Here is a 22,282-nt window from a genome sequence, read left to right on the forward strand (position 1 = left end):
TTGGCTCATCTCGGCTGGCTACGCCCGATCTACGGCCTGCCACCACGTACGAGGCCTAAAGGAAGCTCTCGACCGGATGTGTTCAACGCGGCTTGATTGCGATACCGGCGTTTCGGGAGGGTTCTTGTCGCAAGCATTTGCCCCCGCATCATTGCAAGGCACCCGACGCGCCGTTGAACGTTTTCTCATCGCGAGACGGCTGTTCGTCAAAGAACCAATACCCGAGCCGTTCTCAGCGCTTCTTGATCGCTACAGATGGCATCTATCGGAGGTGCGTGGCCTTACCAGCGCGACCGTGGAACAGCACATCGCAACAGTGAAGTGCTTGCTCGCGCACGCTTTGCCAGCTGGCGCCCCGCTGCATGCGTTGTCAGCTGCCACAGTCGAACGGTTCGTAATGACCAATGCGCGGCGCATTAAGCGACAAACCCTACAGCACGTTGTCGCTCGCCTCCGCGCCTTTCTTAGGTTTTGCTTCGACCAGGGCGAGATCCGGCAACGGCTCGACGCAATTGACGCGCCGCGCGCCTACCGAGGTGAACGACCGCCTCGAGCTCTGGCTTGGCCGCTTGTAAAGCGGCTGCTGCGCTCCATCGACCGATCGGAGCGGCTTGGCTGGCGAGACTACGCGATCCTCCATTTGATGGCGCATTACGGCCTGCGGCCCTCCGAGATCATCGCACTGACGCCTGGCTCCATCGATTGGGATAGCCGGACGCTCCGCGTCAAGCAGTGTAAGACCAGATCAGATCTGGCGCTTCCTCTAGCCGAACAAACCATACGCATCCTCAGGCGCTATCTGCGCCGCGGCCGGCCCGGCGGGGCGCACCGCGAACTTTTCCTCCGCGCAAGCACCCCGGTAGGTCCCCTCACGCACTACGCCATAGGCGATCTCTACCAGAAGCGCGCACGTCAGAGCGGTCTGCCGCTGCAGGATACATCCTCCTACTGCCTGCGCCATTCGTTTGCGATGCGTCTGCTCGATCGTGGTGTCGGCATCAAGGTGATCGGTGATCTGCTCGGCCATCGAACTCTGGAGAGCACCTGTGTCTATCTCCGGCTGCAGACCGGGGCCCTACGAGAGGTCGCGCTTCCTCTGCCAACGGCGACCATCGGCATCGAGGAGGACGCAGCATGAGCGCGACCTTATCGGCGAGCGCGTTCAACCAAGCGGTTGACCGTTATTTGCAGAGGCAACGTTCACTCGGGCGCGGCTATGTTCATGAGGAGCGCGTAATCGACGCTCTGCGTCTATTTCTGGAGAAGAACACCTGTACTGACCTCGATCAAGCGCTCTTCGAGGGATGGTGCGTGTCTCAAGGTCATCTTTCTGCAAACACGCGGCGCAATCGCCAGCGTATCGTGCGCAACTTTTGTCTCTATCGTCAGCGTACCGAGCCAAGTTGTTTCGTTCCGGATATCAATCGCTTCCCACGTCGGAGCCCCCATGCACCGCCGATCATCTTTGGGGCGGCCGAAGTCGCCAGGATGTTGGCCATAGCCGATCGTTTGGCTCCGACGTCAAGTTCGCCGCTGCGGCCAGCGGTGATGCGACTTGCCGTGGTCCTGCTCTACACCGCGGGGCTCCGTAGGGGCGAACTGCTGCGTCTCACCTTGGCCGACGTCAATGCCCGCTATGGCATTTTGCACATTCGTGCGTCGAAGTTCCACAAGTCGCGGATCGTCCCGTTGTCGCCGGATGCCTGTCGGGAGCTGAGGTTGTACCTCAGGAAGCGGTTTCGATCACCTTTGAGCCATTCGGCGGATTCACCCTTACTTTGCAATACCAAGGGGTGCGTGCGCGGCTACACAGGTACCGGACTGCGGGAAGGAGTCCAAACGCTATTCCAAATTGCCAACGTTCGAGGCCCCGACGGGCGAATCCCGCGGGTGCATGACTTTCGTCATAGCTTTGCCGTTGGGTCGCTGTTGCGATGGTACCAGCAAGGGGCGGATGTCCAATCCAATCTGCCAAAGCTTGCGATGTACATGGGGCACGTCTCAATTGTTTCGACTGCCTATTACCTCCGTTGGATTCCACAACTTTCTGCTGCGGCCAGCGATCGGCTCGAGAGGCATTTCGGCCACCTCATCACAGGAGGTGCCGCATGAGATCCCAAAGACCTAACGAGCTCGGCAAGAGCATCGAGCGCTTCTTCCGAGAGTATCTGCCGACGCTCCGGGGCACCAGCCGACACACCATACGCAACTACCGGGATGCACTCGTTCTGTTCCTGCGCTTTACTTCGTCGCAAACGGCCAAGGCTATCGAGGATCTCGATCTTGTCGATTTCACGGCGAAGCAGGTGCAGGACTTCCTGGCGTTTCTGGAGGCTGAGCGTCACAATGGAGTAGCCACTCGCAATGCGCGGCTTGCGGCGCTGCATACGTTCTCTCGCTTTCTGGCAACCGAACAGCCCGCCTATCTCGCCGAACTGCAGCGCGTGCTAGGCGTACCGTTCAAACGCGGCGCGCGGAGCAAGCCGATCGAATACCTTGAGCCGCAGGAAGTCGAAGCGTTGCTCAAATCGATCGACCGGTCCACAGAACGGGGCAAGCGCGACTATGCATTGTTCGCACTGATGCTCAACACTGGAGCCCGTGTTCAGGAGATCCTCGATCTGCGGCCGTGCGACATCCGCACTGATCCTCCTCATCAAATCCGGCTGCGCGGCAAGGGCGACAAAACGCGATTGTGTCCAATTTGGCCGCAAACCGCACGACTTCTGCAAGAACTGTCGAACAGTGCTGCTCATTCGGGAGGCCGCGACGCTCCGCTGTTCGTGAACCGCCAGGGCAACAAGTTGACCCGCTTTGGCGTTCGTTACCTGCTCAAGAAGCACATCACGGCCGGAGCCAACGCAACCCGCACGCTGCAGCAGAAGCGGATTCATCCCCATTCCTTGCGGCATACGACCGCCATCTTTCTCCTGAAGGCGGGAGTCGACTTCGCGACCATCAGCCAATGGCTTGGGCATTCGTCGCTGAACACAACCATGATCTATGCAAGGGCGGACATCGATCTAAAACGCCAAGCGCTTATGCAGGTGTTCCCCGAGATCCTCGCACCGCCTCGCGCCGGGCACGTCTCTTCTGCGGCGATCAACATTGTTGATTGGCTGAAGAGGCTATGACCTACAGGGTAAATTATGTGGAGTTGGGGGCTGTCAAAAACCGGACCAGCGCCGACTGTCAACCCTCAACTCCACATCACTGCGCGCTGCACATAAGTCGAGTCACGTTGAGCTCAACGTGATTGGACGATTGGGGCCTCCAATCCATCGACGCGAATGCCCGTCATTATCTGCTCGAAATGCTCGAAGACCGCTACGGCCGTCGATCAACACTCGTCACCAGCCAGCTTCCAATAGCCAAATGGCATGGGCTCATAAATGACCCAACTTACGCTGATGCCATACTTGATCGCTTGCTTCACAACGCCCACAGACTCGAACTGAACGGTGACTCCATGCGGCGCCCGCCCGTACTTGCTCGGCCTTGACTACATCGTCGGCTAATTAGACTGCGGCCCGCAAAGCTGACCGGCCGCTACGGCACTGTTGGGGGTGCGCGTCCGGTCAGCTTCGCTCCGCCCAGCGACACCATCAAACATGTGACGTGATCCCTTCGGTGGCCGCTTGACCACGGGCTAACGATGGTGCCAATTACCTTCAACGATCGGGTGCTTCACCTGCGCGCGATCAGATCGGAACGCTGCGCGGCATCAGATTGGAATACCTGCGCGCGATCATTGGAATCTGCACGGGATTCCACCTGGACAACGCCCGGGCGAAGCTGGGTGTCAGCTCGATCCGACAAGCCATCGTGCTCTTAAGTGAATCAAAATCCCGAAAATAAGCTACTGGCCAACCGCAAGCACCTGTGAAACTGCACAGGTGCGCCTGCCCAGGTGTCTCTGCTTAATTCCCGAAACCAAGCAGGGAGGCAAAAATGATGCAGCTCATCATGCCGGAGTACTATGGCGAATTCGTCGGCGATCTCGCCGAGATGCACCGGCTGCGGTATCGCGTTTTTAAACAGCGCCTGGACTGGAACGTTGAGGTCAGCGACATGGAGGTCGACGAACTCGATGCCCTTCGCCCGGTTCATCTCCTGAACCGCTCTTCATCCGGACACATTCAGGGTTGCGTCCGGCTTCTGCCCTCGACCGGCCCAACCATGCTAAGAGACACCTTCCCAATCCTTCTGGACGGAAGCCCCGCCGCCTCGAAGCGGTCAGATCTGGGAGAGCAGCCGGTTCGCGCTCGATGTTTCGCCGGATGCGCCGAAGGCGACTGGCGGGCTGGTTGCCGCCACTTATGAGTTGTTCGCTGCCATGATCGAGTACGGCCTTCCCATTGGAATGACCGAGATCGTCACTGTCACGGACGCCCGGATGGAGCGCATTCTTCGGGGCGCCGGCTGGCCTCTCCGCCCTCTTGGTAAAGCTCGACCGCTCGGAAAACACGACTGCGGTAGCGGGATATCTGGAAGTATCGACCGATACCCTGGCGCGTATTCGAAAGGCGGGTCATGTGGGCCCCGTCATTCGAACGGCAGCGTAAGCTATTGGAAGCATCATCTGCGGCAGCATGGCCATCGCTGCCTCGCCCGAGCCTCGACGATGCGCGATTTCCTTCGATCAAAACCTTCTCCCCATGCGCCGGCGGACCCCTCGAACTGAAGCATCTGCGTTCGGTCGTAGCCGCCGCCGATTGTGGCAGTCTCCGCCAAGCGGCGGAATTGCTGAGATCCCAACAATCCAGCCTCAGCCGCAGAATCAATGAGATCGAACATCATCTGGGAATTGCCATTTTCAAGGCGCTTCAGCGGTGGTGTTCGTCCAACGCAGGCGGGCCGCAGTGTCCTGCGCCTTGCTAGGACGATTCTGGAGGAGTTCGATGCTTTGATAGCCACCGCCAGAGCGGTTCGAAACGGTGAGGCCGGCCGGCTGAGCGTCGGATTCTGCACCTCGCTTTCCGTGGGTAACCTGCAAACCTCTCTGCTGGACTTCCGGCGGCGATTTCCGCTGATCGAGCTGGCTACTATCGAACGATCACGAACACGCTTAGCGACGGCGCTTCGCAACGGCGTTCTCGATGTTCTGATCGTCACCGGCAACCTGCCGCTCCTCGACAGCAAATCGATGTCGCTGTGGAGCGAGCGCGTCATCGTGGCGTTGCCGCACGATCATCCCCTCGCCGCGCGTGACATTGTCTACTGGACTGATCTGCGGGCCAGACCGTGCTGCTGATCCATTACGATCCGGGCAAAGAGTTCGAAGATCTCTTGATTTCCAAGCTCGTTTGCCCGGCGGACCGTCCTAAAATCGGGCGCCACGACGTCAGCCGCCTAATCAGCATGAACGCAGGAATCAGCATGGTGCTTGAGTCTGACATGAACATCAACTTTGCGGGCCTCGTATACCGCGAGCTCAGCGACGGCTCTGGTCCCAGCCGTTTTGACTTTTCGGCGTATTGGCGAGCGGATAATGAAAACCCAGCGCTGGCTGCCTTTCTGAATTTGCTCCGCGAGCGCTACCCCTCGCCTCCGCTCGGACGTTGACGGGCCCGGCGAGCCCTTCGAAAGCTCCTGTCGGCGGCCATGAGCCGTGCCAGCATTGGCGCAATCAGCTTGGCCGGATCTTGCACCCCTTGTCCGGTTTCCTGAGCCAGGATTTCGGCGTAGGCGAGTAAGTCCCGGTGTACGCTTGCGGGCAATTCGTGAGTCACTTTGATCGGCTTGTCGTCTTCGATTGCTCCGAGCTTAAGCTTAGCCATTGTCCTCATCCTCTGTAGGGTTCGAGCACCAGGTCCCGATTGACCATTACCCTCACCGGGAATCCCGGCCGGATCGGGAAGGTTGGCTGGATGTTGAGATTGCGGCGAACCAGCTGCTGGCCAGTCTGATTGGCCGAATCCCCTGCCCCGCGGCGAAGAGCAGCAAGGAGATCACTGTTCGTGCTGCCCGTATCGGCTCCGGAGTTCTCCTCCGTGCCGACGGCAAGGAAAGTTGAAAGTGCGGCTGCGCCGAGCAGCTGCTTCCAGTGATTGTCGACCTCGTCCTCAAGACCAGAATAGCCTGCCGCATCCGCGCCGGGCTAGCGCTCCAGAACGACCGACCTTCCATTCGGCATGATAAGGCGCGTCCAGACCAGAAGCAGGCGCGACTGTCCAAATGCGGCCTGGCTATCGTAGGTGCCGATCAGCCTTGCGCCCTGGGGGATAAGGCGAGCTCGGCCGGTTGGAGAATCGTATACCGCTTCTGTGACTTGTGCTGTGATCTGGCCGGGCAGATCACAGCGAATGCGCGCCGCCTCGCTCTCCTGATTGACCCGCTGCTGTTCCGCATCTAGTCCAAGCGAAGTGGAGCTCGATGAGCCTTGCGCGGCAACGATTGGCCGGCCGAGGTCGCCAGGCAGAGGTGGACCTAATCGTGGCACCCCCTTCGGGATCTCCGCGTAGTCTTTCGGCAGGTTTGCAAGCTGATCGGCGACATTGTGGTGATCCGTGGCGTAGAGCTCCTCCGGAGCGGCATTGCGCGATCGCTTCCCCTGCAGCGCCCAGAACACCGCGCCTGAGATGAGCACGAGCAAAAGCGCGCTACCACCCGCAAGCACCTTGCGCGACAGGCGCACCACCTGCGGCCGGTCTGGCCGAAGCCGCAGGCTTTGCGCGTTCTCTTCCGCTGGCTTTATGCGAGGCGCATCGTTCGCGCTGTCATTCGCCTGGCCTGTATCGGTCACAGGGACCTCCCGTCGGTTCGCACGATCCTGACCTTCTGCTGGTGTTCCTCGCCGAGCTTCAGTTCCGCGGCCGCGAACAGCCGGTCGACGATCAGAAGGTTACCGTAAGCACGGTAGTTGACGAGCTCGGTCTTACCGTCGGGAAACGCCGCCAGTCTCTCGCCGCAGATTCATCAGTTCGTCACACAGGAAGGACTGATCTGAAGCGCTTCTGGGTAGTGTGCGGCAGATTCTGCAAAAGCTGAGCGGTTGAAGCGGTCATGGTAAGTCCGGTGGTTGGAAGATCACCGCTCGTAGAGGAGCAAGGACCACCATGCCCGTGACGAAGAATAGGACGGATGTACCGGCCGTCAAACAGCTTTAGGCGTCGGACAAGGAGTTCCTCAAGCCGCTGATCCAGGCCGCCGTGCAGGAGACACTGGAAGCCTAGATGGCGGAGACGCTCGGCGCGGAGAAGGGGGAGCGGACCGAAGCTCGGCTCGGCTATCGGTCCTGGCTACTACACACGCTCGCTGATCGCCCGGGTGGGCAAGATCGAGTTGAAGGTGCCGCGGGACCCGCAGGGACGGCTCTCGACCGAGCAGTTCAAGCGCTGTCAGCGCTGGGAGGCGTTGGCAAGGCCGACGGCGATTGCCTGCGCTGCCTGGATGTACGACCGGCGGGATCCTGGCGAGGTGCGGCGCGATCTGGCGGCTTGGCTTGCCAAATGGGGCGGCAAGTACCCCAAGCTCACCGGCTGGGTCGAGGACAACATCGAGGAACCTTGACCTACTTCCGGCTGCCGCTGGGGCACCGCATGCACATGAAGTCGACCAACATGCTGGAGCGTCTCAACGAGGAGATCCGGCGGCGCACCTATGGTGCTAATCTCCCCAAAGCCGAGAGCTGTTTAAGGCTGGTGCGGGCGCTCACCCTCGAGCGTCACGAGGCTCAAGGACCATCGCTGTCTCAACATGGATCTGTTGAAGGAGCACAAGAAGGAGGCGTTACGCCGGGCGGCCTGACGATGCTCAGGCCCACCAAGGGGATGCACGCCACCCTTCTCCGCCGCTGTCGCTCGCCAGCGCTACGCTTTCGGGCAAGCGAGCGACGGCGGCTCCGAGGGGATGGCTCGGCCGGACCCTGATCAATTTTGCTGAACTCGCAAAGAACTCCAGAAATTCTGCGCGTGCTGAGCCGGGATCACGTGGCGGAGGCCGCACCTCAACGGATCTGGCCGGGATTGCAAATTAGGACTGGGATGCGGTTCATATACGGCCGAAACTTTGAACAAAGGTAAAGGGCCTCCGGTGGGCATACCGGAGGCCTTCTTGGAGGTTAAAGTTGAAGCTATAGAACCGTGTGTTTTTCTCCTTCCTCTAAGTTGACAAACTGTCACCAGACGCGCTGAGCGCGGAGGCGAAACGTCAGACTGCCTTGGTCCTTAAGCTCGTACAAAGCTGCTGGCTTAGCGATACCTGACTGCAGGGGCAGTGCGACCGTGCTTCCGCTCGCATACTTCTGATCGAGCATGGTATAGGTGAGCTCGCCCATGAAGGTCAGGTTTTTGACGGGGGTCCAGTAGGTCGCCGTACCGACAACTGCATAGTTAAAGTCGGGATTACAGCCAGCAACGCCGCTCGATAGCCCGAGATTTGCGACCAGCGCGCCGCACATGTAGCCCTTGGCCGTGTCGTTGTAGCGCACAGCGGCCCAGGCACCGTAAATGGCCGTGGCCCAGCGCGGATCCCAGTTGTGGGTGTAGCCAGCATTGAATCCGTAGGTCGTAGTCAGCTCCTGACCAGCACCGGTGACGAACACTGAGTCCGACAGACCGCCAATGCCGAGGCTCTGGTAAGCACCGGGCAAACCAGTACCACCGTACATCGCGTACGTGGTCGACATATAATCTTGGAAGTTGTAGCGGCTCGCCCCCTTCGTATACACACCTTGTACGTTGATACTGTCGCCTGCGCCGGTTGGAATGTTCTTGATCGACAATGCAAGTTGACCAGCCCAACCCCACTTGTCGTCTGGATGGCCGGTAATCTCGGACGCTCCATAGTAACCGACATGGTTATCATGCGCAGCGACAGACGCTTGGAAGAGGCCCCACGCCTGATCAACACGAAGCATCGCGACGAGGTCTGGAGCTCGCGTGCCCCCGATGTCATTAGCGCCGTACGCACCGGCCGCGAGACCTGCGGCCGTCGCACCGCTCACGTTCCAGATGTTCGTCGTGTAGTTGGCAACCTGGTCCTGAGCAGAGAACGAAGCAGTAATGCCCTGTCCAAAATCGGCGGTGTAGGTCATCTGGTTGACGGCATCGTAGCCCCCGCCGCCCGGCATACCATCGAAGCCATTCGCCGGATAGTTGGTCCAAGGGCTCGAGAACTGCGAGGCGGCCTTACCGAAGGTAAAACCAGCAAACTGGATGAAGGCAAAATAAATACCAAGAGCACCACCGGCGACCGAACCGGAGCCACTCGTTCCGGCCGCACTTCCGCCGTAAGTTGTCGAACCATTCACGGCAGTTGTGCCGGCTCCGTTATAACCGCCCGACGTCCATGTGAACGCAGCGTCGAACTCGCGCCGCGAGCCCAGAGATATGGCACTCGACTATCGCAATAGTCAGCTGCTGCATTTCTTGCGTAAAGAGCGACGGCACTCCAGAAGAGACGCCGTTCGCGCTTTAAACTCTATTTTGCGAGGATCGGGTGTTGCGCCTCCGCCATTGGACACTTAGGTGATTACCAGGAGTATTGGAGCGCATTTGACGACGGTGCAGCAATGTCATTGACCGCCATGCTTACCTAGGATTCCCGCCGAATGCCCGGCTTGCAAGGCAAGCCAAAATGCGGTCGTTCCGGAGGTTGAAGCCGGTTTTAGGCCGGTCAATTGCTCGATCATGCGCAACCTATAGACGAGTGTCTGGCGATGAATGCTCAACTTGACGGCTGTCAGCTTCCAGCTACCATCATTGCTCAGAAACGAGGTGAGAGTAGCCAAAAGCGATGTGTCATGATCGCGGTCGTACTCGATCAGCGGACCCAAGTATCGATCCACCAGGTCGCGGGCCTCGGCGAGGGTTTTGGGTGTCAAGGCGGTAAGCGTTTCGGTTGATCCGTATTTGACCAGGCAAACTTCGCCTTCGCGCGCACGCGCAAGCGAGAGCCTTGCCTGATTTACGCTCTCTAGGAAGCCTGTACCAATGATTGGTCGACTCATCCCCGCCTTGGAGTCCGAGCCCAACGCGCTCACTATCGTCCGGATGAGATCTTCCCGATCGGGCACGACCGCGATCGTGACATCTTCTTGCAGCAATAAGGGGCTTATCGAACGCAACGCATACGCATGGTGTATCTCTTGCAAGTCCCTCGAAGCCGGGCCGCTTGGATCGATGGCGAGAGCGACAAGTGGCCCGTGCAAACCTCTTCGCTCGAGCACCGCGCGAGCGGCGGCGAAATCTACCGCCCCTTCCAGTAAATCGCGCAAGAGGATTTCGCCCTCGGCGCGGCGATGATCTCGCTCAATCGCCTGTTGCTCAAGCTCGACCGCGACCAATCCAGCCAGATAGTGGACCAGAAGCGGATCGATAATCCTGTTCTCCTTGCGATGCCGCACCGTTAAGACCGCCCGCCCGCGGCCCGGAATGTCCGCAGTTTCCGGCTTTCCGCCGCCAGCCGGAGCCTCGCCCGATGAGGCGATAGGGTCGCCGCTGACCGGATCGCGGATTTCCACGTGCCACTCTTCACGTCTCCCGAGCGTGGCCAGACGCCCCTCGAAGTCGTTACGCTCCCGGAGCGCAGAGGTATACGACTGGAATAATTGTTGACTTGCCTCGAGCCGGTTTCGCTGGGATTGCAACGCGCTCTCGATCACTCTTCGTGCAAGCTTGACAAATTCGAGTTCGAAGCTTGCTTCGAGCACGGGGAACTTGCGTGCGTCCGCGACGGCCAACATCTGTTCGAGCATCTGGGGAGCGTCGGCGCGCGCCGCCACCACAAGCGCACTTACGTTCCTATCGGCCAGACAATTGAGCCAGTCGGCCTGCTCGAGGGGATCCGTTGGGATGCCGGCACCCGTTGTCATTACCAAATCTCCGGCAGCGACCCATCTCCACGGATCGGGCAAGTCGCAGGCGTGCGCCCATGTAACCAGACGATCCCCGCCCGCGCCGCCAGCCCGAAAAGAAAGGCCAAGAGTATCGATGGCTACGAGGCCGTTCACGGTGATCATCTGCTGAAAATACCTCGAGGTATCCGGGGGCTGTTTAGACAATTGTATAGCAACTTCGACCTCCTTTGTAGAAGTGCTCGATGGACGGGCCGGTGTTATCGCCTCTAACATTTATGGAAAGCCTGCAGCCTCAAATTCGGTTTCTTAAAATGGCCGTTAGCCGAGCCCTAACTTGTCTGCCGAACGTCCCCCTCTGGCACGAAGACGCTGGGCGTCGAAAGGCACTGGACTCCGATATCGACGCCGATGTTGCGATTGTCGGCGCAGGCTATACAGGTCTTTGGACCGCATATTACTTGTTGAAGGCTGAGCCGCGCCTGCGCGTGATCATCGTTGAACGAGAGTATGCCGGGTACGGCGCGTCTGGTCGCAACGGGGGGTGGGCATCCGCAATTTTCCCGCTTTCGCTGCAGCACGTCGCCAAGTCCTCGTCGCTCGCCGCCGCGCTCGCGCTTCAGGCAGCGATGAACGAAACGGTTAACGAGATCGGTCGCGTACTACACGACGAGGGCATTGACGCAAAATATTCGAAGCAAGGCCTTGTGTCGTTGGCCAGGTCGCCGGCGCAACTTAGTCGCGCCCGCGCTGCCATCCAGTCGTCCCAGGCCCTTGGCCTTCCGCATCAATGGCGGCTCTTGAATTCACAGGAAGCCTCGGCGTTGATAGCAGCCGAGGGATGCGTCGGCGGACTGTACACCGAACATTGCGCAGTCGTTCATCCTGGCCTTCTCGTTCGCGGCCTCGCGCGCACTGTCGAGGCTTTCGGCGCCAAGATCTACGAGAACACCTCCGCAACAAGCTTTTGCAAAGGCAGCGTCATCACCCCCGGTGGCAAGGTTCGGGCTCATATCGTAGTTCGCGCGACCGAGGGATTCACGCCGCAGTTCAAGGAGTATCGTCGCGCCCTCATCCCGCTGTACTCGCTGGTGCTCGCCACCGAACCTCTGCCGCAACATCTGCGAACCGAGTTGAAGCTCGATCATCGTGTCGCCTTCAATGATATGCGTCATCTGCGGACCTACTCGCAAGTGACGGCGGACGGGCGGCTTGTCTTTGGAGGCAGGGGTGCACCTTACCACTTCGGCTCGAGGATCTCATCTAAGTACGACACTGTGGATGCCGTGCACGAGAAAATTCAAGCAGCGATGATCGAGTTTTTTCCTCGTCTCAGCGGGATCCGTGTCACCCATCGATGGGGCGGTGCGCTTGGAGTTCCGCGCGATTGGCATCCGTCCATCGGCCTCGACCGTACCAGTGGTGTCGCATGGGCAGGTCAATATGTTGGAGACGGTGTCGCGACCAGCAACCTTGCGGGGCGCGTCCTTCGGAATCTCATCCTCGAGCGGGACGACGAGATCAACCACCTGCCTGTCGTTAATCATCGGTCGCCACAGTGGGAGCCTGAGCCCTTTCGCTGGCTTGGCGTGAATCTCGGGCTCTATGCTGCCTCTATCGGAGACGCCGAGGAGCGTCTGATCAAGCGCCCCTCCCGAATAGCCCACGTGCTCGAATCATTGACCGGCGCACACTAACGACGTCGCAGATAAGAAAGAGACTGAATGACAGCAATGACCTTTATCAAAAGCACCGATGTCGCTTCCGGCCAGCTCCCGCCCGCCGGTCAACGGCCCGGAGCAGACAGAGGCGACCCTCAGCTCCGCCTGTTGAGGATTGCTCCGAACGCAGGCGGAAATATCGGCATATGGGAATGCCAACCAGGAGGTTGGCCCGTCAACAATCGCCCAGACACCGAAGTGGCATTCATCCTGTCAGGCACCGCAACAATCACCGACGAAATCACCGGCACGGCCCACGCCATCACGGCGGGGGATCTCGTCGTTCTTCCTCCTGGTTGGACCGGCCGTTGGGATGTGACCGAAACCATCCGGAAAGTTTACGCGATCTACTGAAGGTTTCGTTCCGCCATTCGTCAGGAACCGTGGATGCGCCATTGCAGTGCGCTCGCCGTGCGCTCAATGTCGTCTCTTGGCGAGGTGTGTCGCGCGATGGAGGAACTGCTCGGTCGTTGGGGCATGACGGTCACTGCTGCCTCCTCAGAAGCTGAGGCTTTGATGATGATCGACAAAAGTCCGCCACGACTTATTATCGCGGACTACAGACTTCGTGGATCGTTGGGGACTGAGGTCGTTGGCCTTATCCGCTCGATCCTGGGCCGAGACATTCCCGCTGTGATTGTCACTGCAGATGTCGACTCAAGGATCAGAGAGCAAATCGCGGCAGTCGGTTTTCCGCTTCTAACCAAGCCGGTAAGCCCTCCTCGGTTGCGTGCAATGATGCACCATTTGCTGTTTGAGCGGAGAGACCTGCGATAATGGGCAGAAAGGCTGGCAAAAGCGATGACGCGTGACGCTCACCCGATCCCTATCGGAAGTCTGGTGCCCCTCACCGGCCCGTTTGCGATCGATGGCGCCGAATTTCGTAACGGCGTGAGTTCGCGTGCGAGGAAATCAACGCGAAGGGCGGTTTACTCGGCCATCCGCTTCAGCCAATTTTTGTGGATACTGGCAGGCAAAGCGCGGAAGAAGTGGTGTCGGCTGCAGCACGTCTCATGGAGGAGCATGGCGTTCTATTAACGATTACAACATCGGTCCGCAGAACTCCGAGTATGAGCCGATCGCCGATGCCGGGATTATCTACATTCATCATAACACGCTTCTGCAACACCACGACACTGTGCAGAGCAATCCCGAGCGGTAGTTCGGCTGCATCATGGCGAACCCTGCGGAGTACTGGTATGGGCAGGGTTTCGTAAAGTTCCTGTGCTCACTGCGCAACACCGGGCGGTGGAATCCGCCAAGCAACCGCCTCGCGATCATTTCTGGCTCAACGCCCTACAGCATAGTCATCGCCAATGCCATGGCGGGGGTCGCAACGCAGTTCGGCTGGGTCGTCTCGTACGGCCCGGAGATCGTCTCCACGTCGCGAACCGAGTGGCGCGACATCATTGCAGAAGCAAATGCCACTGATCCGGCCGCCGTGGCGAATACCCACTTCTACGCAGTCGACCTTGCTCATTTCCAGCGTCAATTTATGGAGCGCCCCTCGAACAGCCTCGTGTATCTCCAATATGGGGCAATGCATCAATCGTTTTCTGAAATTGCTGGAAGTGATGCTGTCGGGTAATCGTGAGTGCCGTAACAGGCCTTCTGCGCGACGAGGATGGAAATCGCTTCGCGGAACGATACAGGAAGAGGTTTGGACCGAGCTCGACGCCGCAGGTTGGCTGCCAAGTTTACAATGCGGTCCAACACCACGCGATCGCGGCCTCAATCGCGGGCGGAACGGGCGCTCCAGGAGATTTCGCTCAGCACCGCAGGGTAGCGGACGCCTTGCGCGCAACAGCTTATCGCAGCGTTGCTGGCGTCGTCAAATATCACTCTCGCTGGCAAGCGGCTATTCCTTATCCGGATCACATCCATGATCTCTCACTAGGAATGCCGCATCTATTTTATCAGATACAAGATGAAAGCGGCAAACTGGCGCTTATTGCTCCAGCCCCTTACGATGCCGACAGCTTCCGGCTACCGCCGTGGTGCCGACCAGTCGAGGAGTGATCTTCTCCGCGGAGATTCTTATCAAGACGAAACTCTCAAGAACGAAACGGCATGAGCGAAGCGAACAGTGTTCGCAGAATAGCTCATGAAGGGTGGCGAGGCGCTGGAATTATCACCAGTGATGTCCGATGGCAATGATCGGCGCCAAATTGAGCCTGAGTTCGCGACGTAGGTCGATCGGCTTTGGACCTTACGCGAGGCTCGCCCAGACCAGATCTTTCGAGTGAGCCGCATCGCTATCGTCTCAATTCGAGGGAAGGCGGAAGAAAACTGCCGACAGCGAGCCGAAAAGTTCGTTCTATAGCGGGCGCAGGTCTAGGTGGCCGGGCTTGGCCTCAGATCGACCAACAGATCCTTCGAGTCGACCTGAGCACCGGGAGCGACGAACAGATCGGCGACCGCTCCATCGTGCGGCGCGTGCAGCACAGTCACCATCTTCATGGCTTCGAGGGTAAGCAGCACATCTCCAGTCCTGACCTCCTGATCCTTGACGACATTTACATTCGACACCACACCGGGCATCGGCGCAGCGATGTGGGCCGGAGTCCCGCTCTCCGCCTTCCGGCGTGCCTTGACAGTAGCGGCCGCGGCCCGATCAGGAACGGTGATGACGCGTGGCTGCCCGTTCAATTCAAAGAATAGCTCGACTTGCCCGTCTTCGCGCGGCTCGCCGATCGCCACTAGCTGCACGACCAGTGCCTTACCGCTTTCGATTTCCAGTGTACTTCGTCGCCAATTTTCATGCCATAAAAGAATACGGGCGTCGGCAGTACGGACACCGGACCGTACTTGCGCTGGATTGCAACGAACTCGGTGAAGATCTTCGGGTACATCAGATACGCGGAGAGCTCGGGCTCATTGAGCGCACGGCCGCAAATTTTTCCGCCTCGTCGCGCAGTCCGGCGAGGTCCGCATCAGGCAGAAGCAATCCCGGTCGGACCACGATCGGCGTCTCCCCCTGCAAAGCTTTCTTCTGCAAGGCTTTCGGCCATCCTCCCGGTGGTTGGCCCAGATCGCCGCGGAGCATCTCCACGACGGAGGCTGGAAACGCGATATCGCGGTCTTCGGCGGCGAATCCTCTGACCTCAGCCCCTGTGATACCATCATCAACGCCAGGTCGCCGACCACCTTCGACGATGGCGTCACCTTGACGATATCGCCGAACAAGTCGTTGGCCGCACGGTAGGCCCTCGCAACATCGTGCCAGCGCGCCTCAAGCCCCAGAGATCGGGCCTGCTCCTTCAGATTGGTGAACTGGCCACCTGGCATTTCATGCAGGTAGACCTCCGAGGCGCCAGCCTTGAGGTCGCTTTCAAAAGCCGCATACTGAGACCGTATCTCCTCCCAGTAGAAGCTGATGCGGCGGATGGCATCCGGACTAAGACCGGTGTCACGTTCGGTGCGCGCTAGTGCTTCGACGATCGACCCGAGAGTGGGCTGCGATGTCGTTCCGCTCATGGCGTCCATCGCAGCATCGATCGCGTCTACCCCAGCTTCCACGGCGGCTAGGATCGTGGCTCCCGCAATGCCCGAGGTGTCGTGCGTGTGCAAATGGATCGGCAGGCCGACCTCCTGCTTCAGTGCGGAGATCAGGACGCGCGCCGCGGCGGGCTTCAACAGGCCTGCCATATCCTTCAGGCCGAGAATATGAATTCCAGTTGCCTCGAGCTCTTTCGCAAGGGCAACGTAATATTGCAGTGCGTATTTGGTGCGACTGGGGTCGAGGATATCGCCGGTATAGCAGATCGCCCCCTCCGCCAGCTTGCCGCTTTCGACCACGGCGTCGATTGCGACGCGCATGTTCTCGACCCAATTCAGGCAGTCGAAGATACGAAACAGGTCCATGCCGGCCTTCGCGGCCTCACGAACGAAATGCCGGACTACGTTGTCCGGATAGTTGGTATATCCTACGCCGTTCGCACCACGGATCAGCATCTGAGTCAGGATGTTCGGCAGCCTCGATCGAAGATCGGTCAAGCGCTCCCATGGATCTTCCGCGAGAAAGCGCATTGCCACGTCAAATGTCGCTCCGCCCCAGCACTCGACCGAAAGGAGCTGCGGCAGGCCGGCCGCATACGCTGGCGCAACCGAGACGATGTCCTTCGTGCGCATCCGTGTTGCGAGCAATGACTGATGAGCGTCGCGCATGGTCGTGTCAGTCACCAGTACGCGCTTTTGCGCCTTCATCCAGTTCGCAAACGCTTTGGGGCCGAGTTGCTCCAGCAGCTGTCGGGTTCCCTTCGGCGGGGGATCTGCGAATTGCGGCACGCTTGATACCGGTGCATCCGAGACCGGCTTCACCCGCCCACGGGTTTCAGGATGGCCGTTCACGGTGACGTCGGCGATCCAGGTTAACAGCCTAGTCGCGCGATCTTGGCGCGCCTTGAAATCGAATAGCGCGGGCGTCTCGTCGATGAACCGCGTGGTGTAGTCGTTGGCACGGAAACGTGGATGGTCAATCACGTTATGCAGAAACGCAAGATTAGTTGCTACGCCGCGAATGCGATACTCAGCCAGCGCTCGCGCCATGCGAGCGATGACCTCGTCCGGTGTCGGTGCCCAGGCCGCAACCTTTTCCAACATCGGATCGTAGTACCGCGTGACCACTGCACCGGAATAGGCCGTGCCGCCGTCGACGCGGATGCCGAACCCCATTGCGCCGCGATAAGCAGTGATCCGGCCGTAATCGGGGATGAAATTGTTTTCTGGATTTTCGCTTGTGATACGGCACTGCAAGGCGTGACCAAACAAACGGATATTTGCCTGCCGCGGGATTCCGGTCTCGGGGGCTTTGCCGATGTGACCGCCACCGGCGATCCTGATCTGGGCCTTGACGATATCCAAACCGGTCACTACCTCCGTGACCGTGTGCTCCACCTGGATGCGCGGATTGACTTCGATGAAATAGAACTGACCGGTTTCTGCGTCCATCAGGAACTCGACCGTACCGGCGCCGACATAATCCGTCGCCCTGCCGATCTCGAGCGCGGCAGCGCAAAGTGCATCACGCGTCTGCGCATCGAGATATGGAGCCGGGGCCCGTTCGATGATCTTCTGGTTGCGCCGCTGAATCGAGCAGTCACGTTCGAACAGGTGAACCAGGTTGCCATGCCGGTCTCCGAGGATCTGCACCTCGACATGGCGTGCCCGGCGCACGAGCTTCTCAAGATAAACCTCGTCTTTGCCAAAGGCCGCGCGCGCCTCGCGTTTTGCGCTGAGCACCGCGTCGACGAGGCGGTCCTCGCTTTCGACGGGCCGCATGCCACGACCGCCGCCGCCCCATGAGGCCTTGATCATCACTGGATAGCCAATGGCCCTCGCCGCACAAGATTGCTTCGGGATCGTCGACCAACGGATCGCTTGCCGGCATGACCGGCACTCCGCAGGAGATTGCGAGATTGCGCGCTGCCACCTTGTTGCCGAGCGTGCGCATCGTCTCGGGGGCCGGACCGACGAACACGATGCCTTCGCGCGCGCAGGCATCGGCGAACTCCGGGCTCTCGGAGAGAAACCCATAGCCCGGATGGATCGCGTCGATGGCGCGCTCTCTGGCGACCTTGATGATTTCGTCGATCGAAAGATAGGCTTCTAGCGGTCCCCTGCCCTTGCCGATCTGGTAGGCTTCGTCGGCCTTGAACCGATGCAAAGAGAGTTTGTCCTCCTCTGCATAAACAGCGAATGTCCGCAATCCCAACTCGGACGCGGCTCTGAAGATTCGGATTGCGATCTCCGAGCGGTTTGCGACAAGAAGATTTCGCATGGACCGCAGTTCGGTCTCGATTACCATCCCAAGCCTGCCGCCACATCTTTGCGAATGACTCCAAGACCCAGGCGGCACTCATCTTCCGATCTCCCTAGTAGACAACGACTTTCTAGCTGGAAGGGCGATTTGTTTTCCTGCAAACTTGGGGCGTGAGAGCCCCGCGGATGCAGAAATTCAGCGCAGTTTGGCGCTGAGAGGCAGAATTCTCAACGCCAACGTTAGAAATGGAAATAACGACCTTATTGAGCTCGCCCGAAACCTGAGGGGCCGCTAGATCGCACTGTGAATGAATGGGGCGATGCAGCAGGACGTAGGCTGGTCGCGCCCTGAGGGGAATGACACCTCAGGCCAGTCGGACATGGGCGCCCCGCAAGGTGACGAGACGGAGCTGATCGCACCCGATGGGTCAAAATGTCCGTGCTGGTCTGCTTCTTCCTAAGTTCGGAAGCGACGCCGAGGTCACCATGTTCGGTCGCCAGCTTGAAGTATTCACCGAACCGAACTCTCAGCTTTCCCTCTTTGAGTCAGTCGGGTTCATGGGTAAAACGATCGCCAATTGCGTAACACCGCCGAGCCTTGAACAGACCGAGGCCTAAGGCTGATCATCAGCAAACAGGATTTAGACCATGCGGCTCGAACAATGCCACAATTTCCATGACTTCCGCAAGCTCGCGCTGACGCGACTGCCAGGACCGATCTTCAATTACATCGACGGCGGTGCGGACGATGAGGCTAGTCTTCGGCGGAACAGCGCAAGCTTCGAGCGCTGCGATCTCGTGCCGAACGTGCTGCGCGGAGTGCAGGATATCGACCTGTCCGTGAAGGTAATGGGTCAGAGGCTTGCAGTGCCGTTCTATTGCTCGCCGACAGCCCTGCAGCGCCTCTTCCATCATCGCGGAGAGCGCGCGGTCGCTGCTGCAGCGGCAAAACACGGCACTTTATTCGGCGTTTCGTCGCTGGGAACGGTTAGTCTTGAGGAGCTACGCAAGACCCACGACACGCCGCAAGTCTATCAATTCTATTTTCACCGGGATCGTGGCTTGAACAGGGCTATGATGCAGCGCGCCAAGGAGGCAGGAGTCGAGACCATGATGCTGACGGTGGACAGCATCACCGGCGGAAACCGCGAGCGCGACCTTCGTACCGGCTTCAGCATTCCTTTCAAATTGACGCTTGGTGGGATGACCCAATTCGCCATCAAGCCAATGTGGGGCATCAACTATGTCGCCCACGAACGATTCAAACTGCCGCAACTCGAAGAGCATCTAGACATGAGCGGCGGCGCAATGTCGATCGGTCGTTATTTCACCGAGATGCTCGATCCCTCGATGAACTGGGACGATGTCGCCGAGATGGTACAGATCTGGAACGGACCGTTTTGTCTCAAAGGCATTATGTCGCCCGACGATGCAAGGAAGGCGGTCGAGATCGGCTGCGCAGGAATCGTCCTGTCGAACCATGGCGGCCGCCAGCTCGATGGATCGCGCGCCGCATTCGATCAGCTTGCCGAGATCGTCGATGCGGTCGGGGATCGGATCGATGTGATGATGGACGGCGGCATCCAGCGCGGAACGCACATCATCAAGGCTCTGGCGTTGGGCGCCAAGGCGGTAGGGATCGGACGGTACTATCTTTACGCCCTCGCGGCTGCGGGGGAAGCTGGGGTCGAGCGCGCGCTCGCGTTGTTGCGTGCCGAGGTAGAGCGCGGCATGAAGTTGATGGGCTGCAAGTCTGTAAACGAGCTATCGCGCGACAATCTGCGTTTCAGATCCTCCTGAAACACTCTGAACCGCAGCACATCGGATCGACTCATGTATCTGGCTTGAACGCGCTTACCCAGTGATCTCGGACAATACGAAAGTAAGCCACTCTGTGTTGAGGTGCACGCGCACCTCAGCTGCGGCCGCGGCACCGTGGCCCTCATTTTCGTGGATCCGCATTAAAGCTGGCTTGCCTTTCACTTGTCTGGACTGGAGACGCGCCACAAACCTTGAGACATGACAGGACGGGCAGCGTGGGTCGGTCGCACCAGCAACCGCCAGAAGCGCCGGGTAGGCAACACCAGGCCTGATAGCGTGATAAGGTGACGTTGCGAGAATACGCTCAAGGTCCTGCGGATCATCGGGATCGCCAAACTCGATGTTTCCATGCAAATAGGGTCGCGTGAACCAGTCTACGAGATCCAGTACCGGTACGAGGGGAATTGCTGCAGCCCAAAGATCGGGTCTTTGCGTCATCGCCACACCAGCCATCATACCCCCGTTTGACTTTCCGGCTACGGCTAGCCGCTCAGGTTGGGTAAAACCCTTCTCAATCAGGTCTTCGGCAACAGCGTATAAATCGTCGTAACCGTTCTGCTTGTTTTGAGCTCTCCCCTCCAACCACCAGCGAAGTCCAAACTCTGAACCGCCTCTGATATGCGCGTGGACGAAAATACAGCCGGCCTCAACCACGGTGGCCATGGCACCTGGGAATTCAGGGATGAGCGGACGATTGCTCGCCCCGTATGCGAAGATCAATGCAGGACGCGGCCCGGTTTCCCTCCGTCTTTTTCCAACGACATGATACCGCACATGCGTGCCGTCCTTGGACCGCGCCGTGCCTTCTTCCACGATCGCATCGGGAATAGTCGTGGCAGGCGCAACGACTGTTTCCAGACCGCCACTTGATGGGTCGTGCTTATATATGCCCCATGAAGTCGTCAGGGTTGAGACCACAAACAGAGGCGTTGTTTCGAAGGTTGGTCTCGTCAGGTTCATTATCGGAAAGATGCCCTCGGTAATCACGCCGAGAGGGGGCAGCCTAACGCTATCAATAAACTCGCCATTCAATCCATAGATATGAACGCCAGAATAGGTATCATCAAACAACGTGACGTAGAAACGATCTCCTGCCGGGATGATCGTCCTGAAAACAACATTGGATTCGGGAACGATCTCGCACCAAGTGTCCATTGAGCCATCACCGGACAGAGGCATACTGACGATCCGCCCCCGATTGGCGTTAACGAATGTTACAGCAATGTATTGATCACCGAACACCTGACCGGGGAGCCCGCCTTCTGCCTCACGAACGAAGGAACGCCATTGGGCATGCGGATCAGCGAGATCAAGCACTGCAATGGGAACAGGATCCGATAGTCCCTGCACCGCAATCGCCCACGTAGTCCCGGGCCGAATGAATACACCTCGGTAGTCTGCGTTTGGAGACCAGGGAATGTCGGCTCGGTCAGTCTGCTTTGACCTGAGATTGTGAAGGAAGACTTCGAATCCGCCATCCACGGATCGATTTGGCAAGCCCGTGAAATAGAAGCCGCGGTTGTCAGGCAGCCAGTGAACGCCGCCTGTCCAATTATCCATCAGTGGAATATCAGGAGCATTCGGTAAAATGTGGCCGGTCGTTACGTCGATCAGTATGATACGATTATTTTCACTCCCATCTTCGCACAATCCGAGAGCAAGTATTTTTCCATCCGGGCTTGGGCTGATCCAGGTGATCGTAGGTACAGCTGATTCGAGATCAGTCGTATCATATAGGATACTTCCGGAAGCGGGAAATCTTGGCCCCGTCCGGACAGCCGGCCTGCCGCTTTCGATATTGCTCGAGATCCAAAACCAAGCGCCCCCAGCGAACCTCGGAAGTTGGTCCGGCCGAGCTACATCATATCGGCCGATGGCCTCCGAAACGAATTCGCGCCTCGGGAGCCCGGCTAGGTAGTGTGAGGTCAGTCGATTTTGTTCCGCTACCCACGCTTGCACCCGCGGGCTGGTTTCCGCGAGCCAATTATATTCGTCGGGCACATCCTTTCCGCCTAGTCGAACTACCGTCATTTCCGGAGTCGTGGCAGGGTAATCAAAAGCTGAAGAATGCATGTCACCTTCTCCATCTGCGCGGTTCGTGTTTGGATAGACTAACTCTCGTTGTTAGCGATGCGAGATCCTGTTCGCACCGGAGCGCAGCAGATGAGTTGCAAGCGACCGG

At 58.9% G+C, this 22,282-nt stretch carries 11 protein-coding genes and 8 pseudogenes; 12 read left to right on the forward strand and 7 right to left on the reverse strand.

Annotated elements, in window-relative coordinates; genetic code table 11:
• Positions 1 to 124 precede the first annotated feature (124 nt).
• From ACVWW6_RS00475 to ACVWW6_RS00500, 6 genes and pseudogenes are all read left to right on the forward strand, one after another.
• Complete coding sequence (locus ACVWW6_RS00475) at positions 125 to 1,138, forward strand: tyrosine-type recombinase/integrase (RefSeq protein ID WP_246740240.1); 1,014 nt, start codon at positions 125 to 127, stop codon at positions 1,136 to 1,138.
• Positions 1,135 to 2,112 (forward strand): tyrosine-type recombinase/integrase, encoded by a 978-nt coding sequence (locus ACVWW6_RS00480; RefSeq protein WP_161532257.1) that lies wholly within the window; start codon positions 1,135 to 1,137, stop codon positions 2,110 to 2,112. The genes ACVWW6_RS00475 and ACVWW6_RS00480 overlap by 4 nt, the downstream gene beginning before the upstream one ends.
• Positions 2,109 to 3,134, forward strand: coding sequence for a tyrosine-type recombinase/integrase (locus ACVWW6_RS00485; protein ID WP_161532258.1), 1,026 nt, complete (start codon positions 2,109 to 2,111; stop codon positions 3,132 to 3,134). Before ACVWW6_RS00480 ends, ACVWW6_RS00485 begins: the two co-directional genes overlap by 4 nt.
• Before the next feature lie 122 nt (positions 3,135 to 3,256).
• Positions 3,257 to 3,502, forward strand: a pseudogene (locus tag ACVWW6_RS00490) (ATP-binding protein); the annotation flags it as partial.
• A gap of 449 nt (positions 3,503 to 3,951) precedes the next feature.
• Positions 3,952 to 4,565, forward strand: a pseudogene (locus ACVWW6_RS00495) (acyl-homoserine-lactone synthase).
• A 76-nt stretch (positions 4,566 to 4,641) separates the two neighbouring features.
• Positions 4,642 to 5,565, forward strand: a pseudogene (locus ACVWW6_RS00500) (LysR family transcriptional regulator).
• On the opposite strand, the gene ACVWW6_RS00505 reads toward ACVWW6_RS00500, so the two are convergent.
• The 3 genes and pseudogenes from ACVWW6_RS00505 to ACVWW6_RS00515 all read right to left on the reverse strand — a co-directional run.
• A complete protein-coding gene (locus ACVWW6_RS00505; RefSeq protein ID WP_456679874.1) occupies positions 5,538 to 5,780 on the reverse strand; it encodes a DUF2274 domain-containing protein in 243 nt (80 codons plus the stop codon). The pseudogene ACVWW6_RS00500 and the gene ACVWW6_RS00505 overlap by 28 nt on opposite strands.
• A 5-nt stretch (positions 5,781 to 5,785) precedes the next feature.
• Positions 5,786 to 6,745, reverse strand: a pseudogene (locus tag ACVWW6_RS00510) (TrbI/VirB10 family protein).
• Positions 6,742 to 6,888: pseudogene (locus ACVWW6_RS00515) on the reverse strand (TrbG/VirB9 family P-type conjugative transfer protein); the annotation flags it as partial. The pseudogenes ACVWW6_RS00510 and ACVWW6_RS00515, both read right to left, overlap by 4 nt.
• A 170-nt stretch (positions 6,889 to 7,058) precedes the next feature.
• Here ACVWW6_RS00515 and ACVWW6_RS00520 point away from each other — a divergent pair.
• Positions 7,059 to 7,749, forward strand: a pseudogene (locus tag ACVWW6_RS00520) (transposase).
• Between the two features lie 370 nt (positions 7,750 to 8,119).
• Here ACVWW6_RS00520 and ACVWW6_RS00525 read toward each other — a convergent pair.
• Together ACVWW6_RS00525 and ACVWW6_RS00530 are read right to left on the reverse strand one after the other, a co-directional pair.
• Positions 8,120 to 9,307: pseudogene (locus tag ACVWW6_RS00525) on the reverse strand (porin); the annotation flags it as partial.
• 210 nt (positions 9,308 to 9,517) lie between these two features.
• Positions 9,518 to 10,963 (reverse strand): PucR family transcriptional regulator, encoded by a 1,446-nt coding sequence (locus tag ACVWW6_RS00530; RefSeq protein ID WP_456679875.1) that lies wholly within the window; start codon positions 10,961 to 10,963, stop codon positions 9,518 to 9,520.
• 80 nt (positions 10,964 to 11,043) lie between these two features.
• Here ACVWW6_RS00530 and ACVWW6_RS00535 point away from each other — a divergent pair, with 80 nt between their 5' ends.
• From ACVWW6_RS00535 to ACVWW6_RS00550, 4 genes are all read left to right on the forward strand, one after another.
• A complete protein-coding gene (locus tag ACVWW6_RS00535) occupies positions 11,044 to 12,495 on the forward strand; it encodes an NAD(P)/FAD-dependent oxidoreductase (RefSeq protein WP_456679876.1) in 1,452 nt (483 codons plus the stop codon).
• Between the two features lie 27 nt (positions 12,496 to 12,522).
• Positions 12,523 to 12,873, forward strand: a complete 351-nt coding sequence (locus ACVWW6_RS00540; RefSeq protein ID WP_456679877.1) for a cupin domain-containing protein — start codon at positions 12,523 to 12,525, stop codon at positions 12,871 to 12,873.
• Positions 12,874 to 12,969: 96 nt separating this feature from the next.
• Entirely contained in the window at positions 12,970 to 13,296 is a 327-nt protein-coding gene (locus ACVWW6_RS00545; RefSeq protein WP_456679878.1) for a response regulator, read from the forward strand.
• 397 nt (positions 13,297 to 13,693) lie between these two features.
• A complete protein-coding gene (locus ACVWW6_RS00550; RefSeq protein WP_456679879.1) occupies positions 13,694 to 14,107 on the forward strand; it encodes a hypothetical protein in 414 nt (137 codons plus the stop codon).
• 746 nt (positions 14,108 to 14,853) lie between these two features.
• On the opposite strand, the pseudogene pyc reads toward ACVWW6_RS00550, so the two are convergent.
• Positions 14,854 to 18,325, reverse strand: a pseudogene (gene pyc / locus ACVWW6_RS00555) (pyruvate carboxylase).
• A 602-nt stretch (positions 18,326 to 18,927) separates the two neighbouring features.
• On the opposite strand from pyc, the gene ACVWW6_RS00560 reads away from it, so the two are divergent.
• The gene (locus ACVWW6_RS00560) at positions 18,928 to 20,079 is read left to right on the forward strand and encodes an alpha-hydroxy acid oxidase (RefSeq protein ID WP_456679880.1); all 1,152 of its coding nucleotides are present in this window, start codon (positions 18,928 to 18,930) and stop codon (positions 20,077 to 20,079) included.
• Between the two features lie 54 nt (positions 20,080 to 20,133).
• Here ACVWW6_RS00560 and ACVWW6_RS00565 read toward each other — a convergent pair whose 3' ends face one another.
• The gene (locus ACVWW6_RS00565) at positions 20,134 to 22,173 is read right to left on the reverse strand and encodes a prolyl oligopeptidase family serine peptidase (RefSeq protein ID WP_456679881.1); all 2,040 of its coding nucleotides are present in this window, start codon (positions 22,171 to 22,173) and stop codon (positions 20,134 to 20,136) included.
• Positions 22,174 to 22,282 lie beyond the last annotated feature (109 nt).

It is taken from the genome of Bradyrhizobium sp. USDA 3311, from assembly GCF_054062495.1.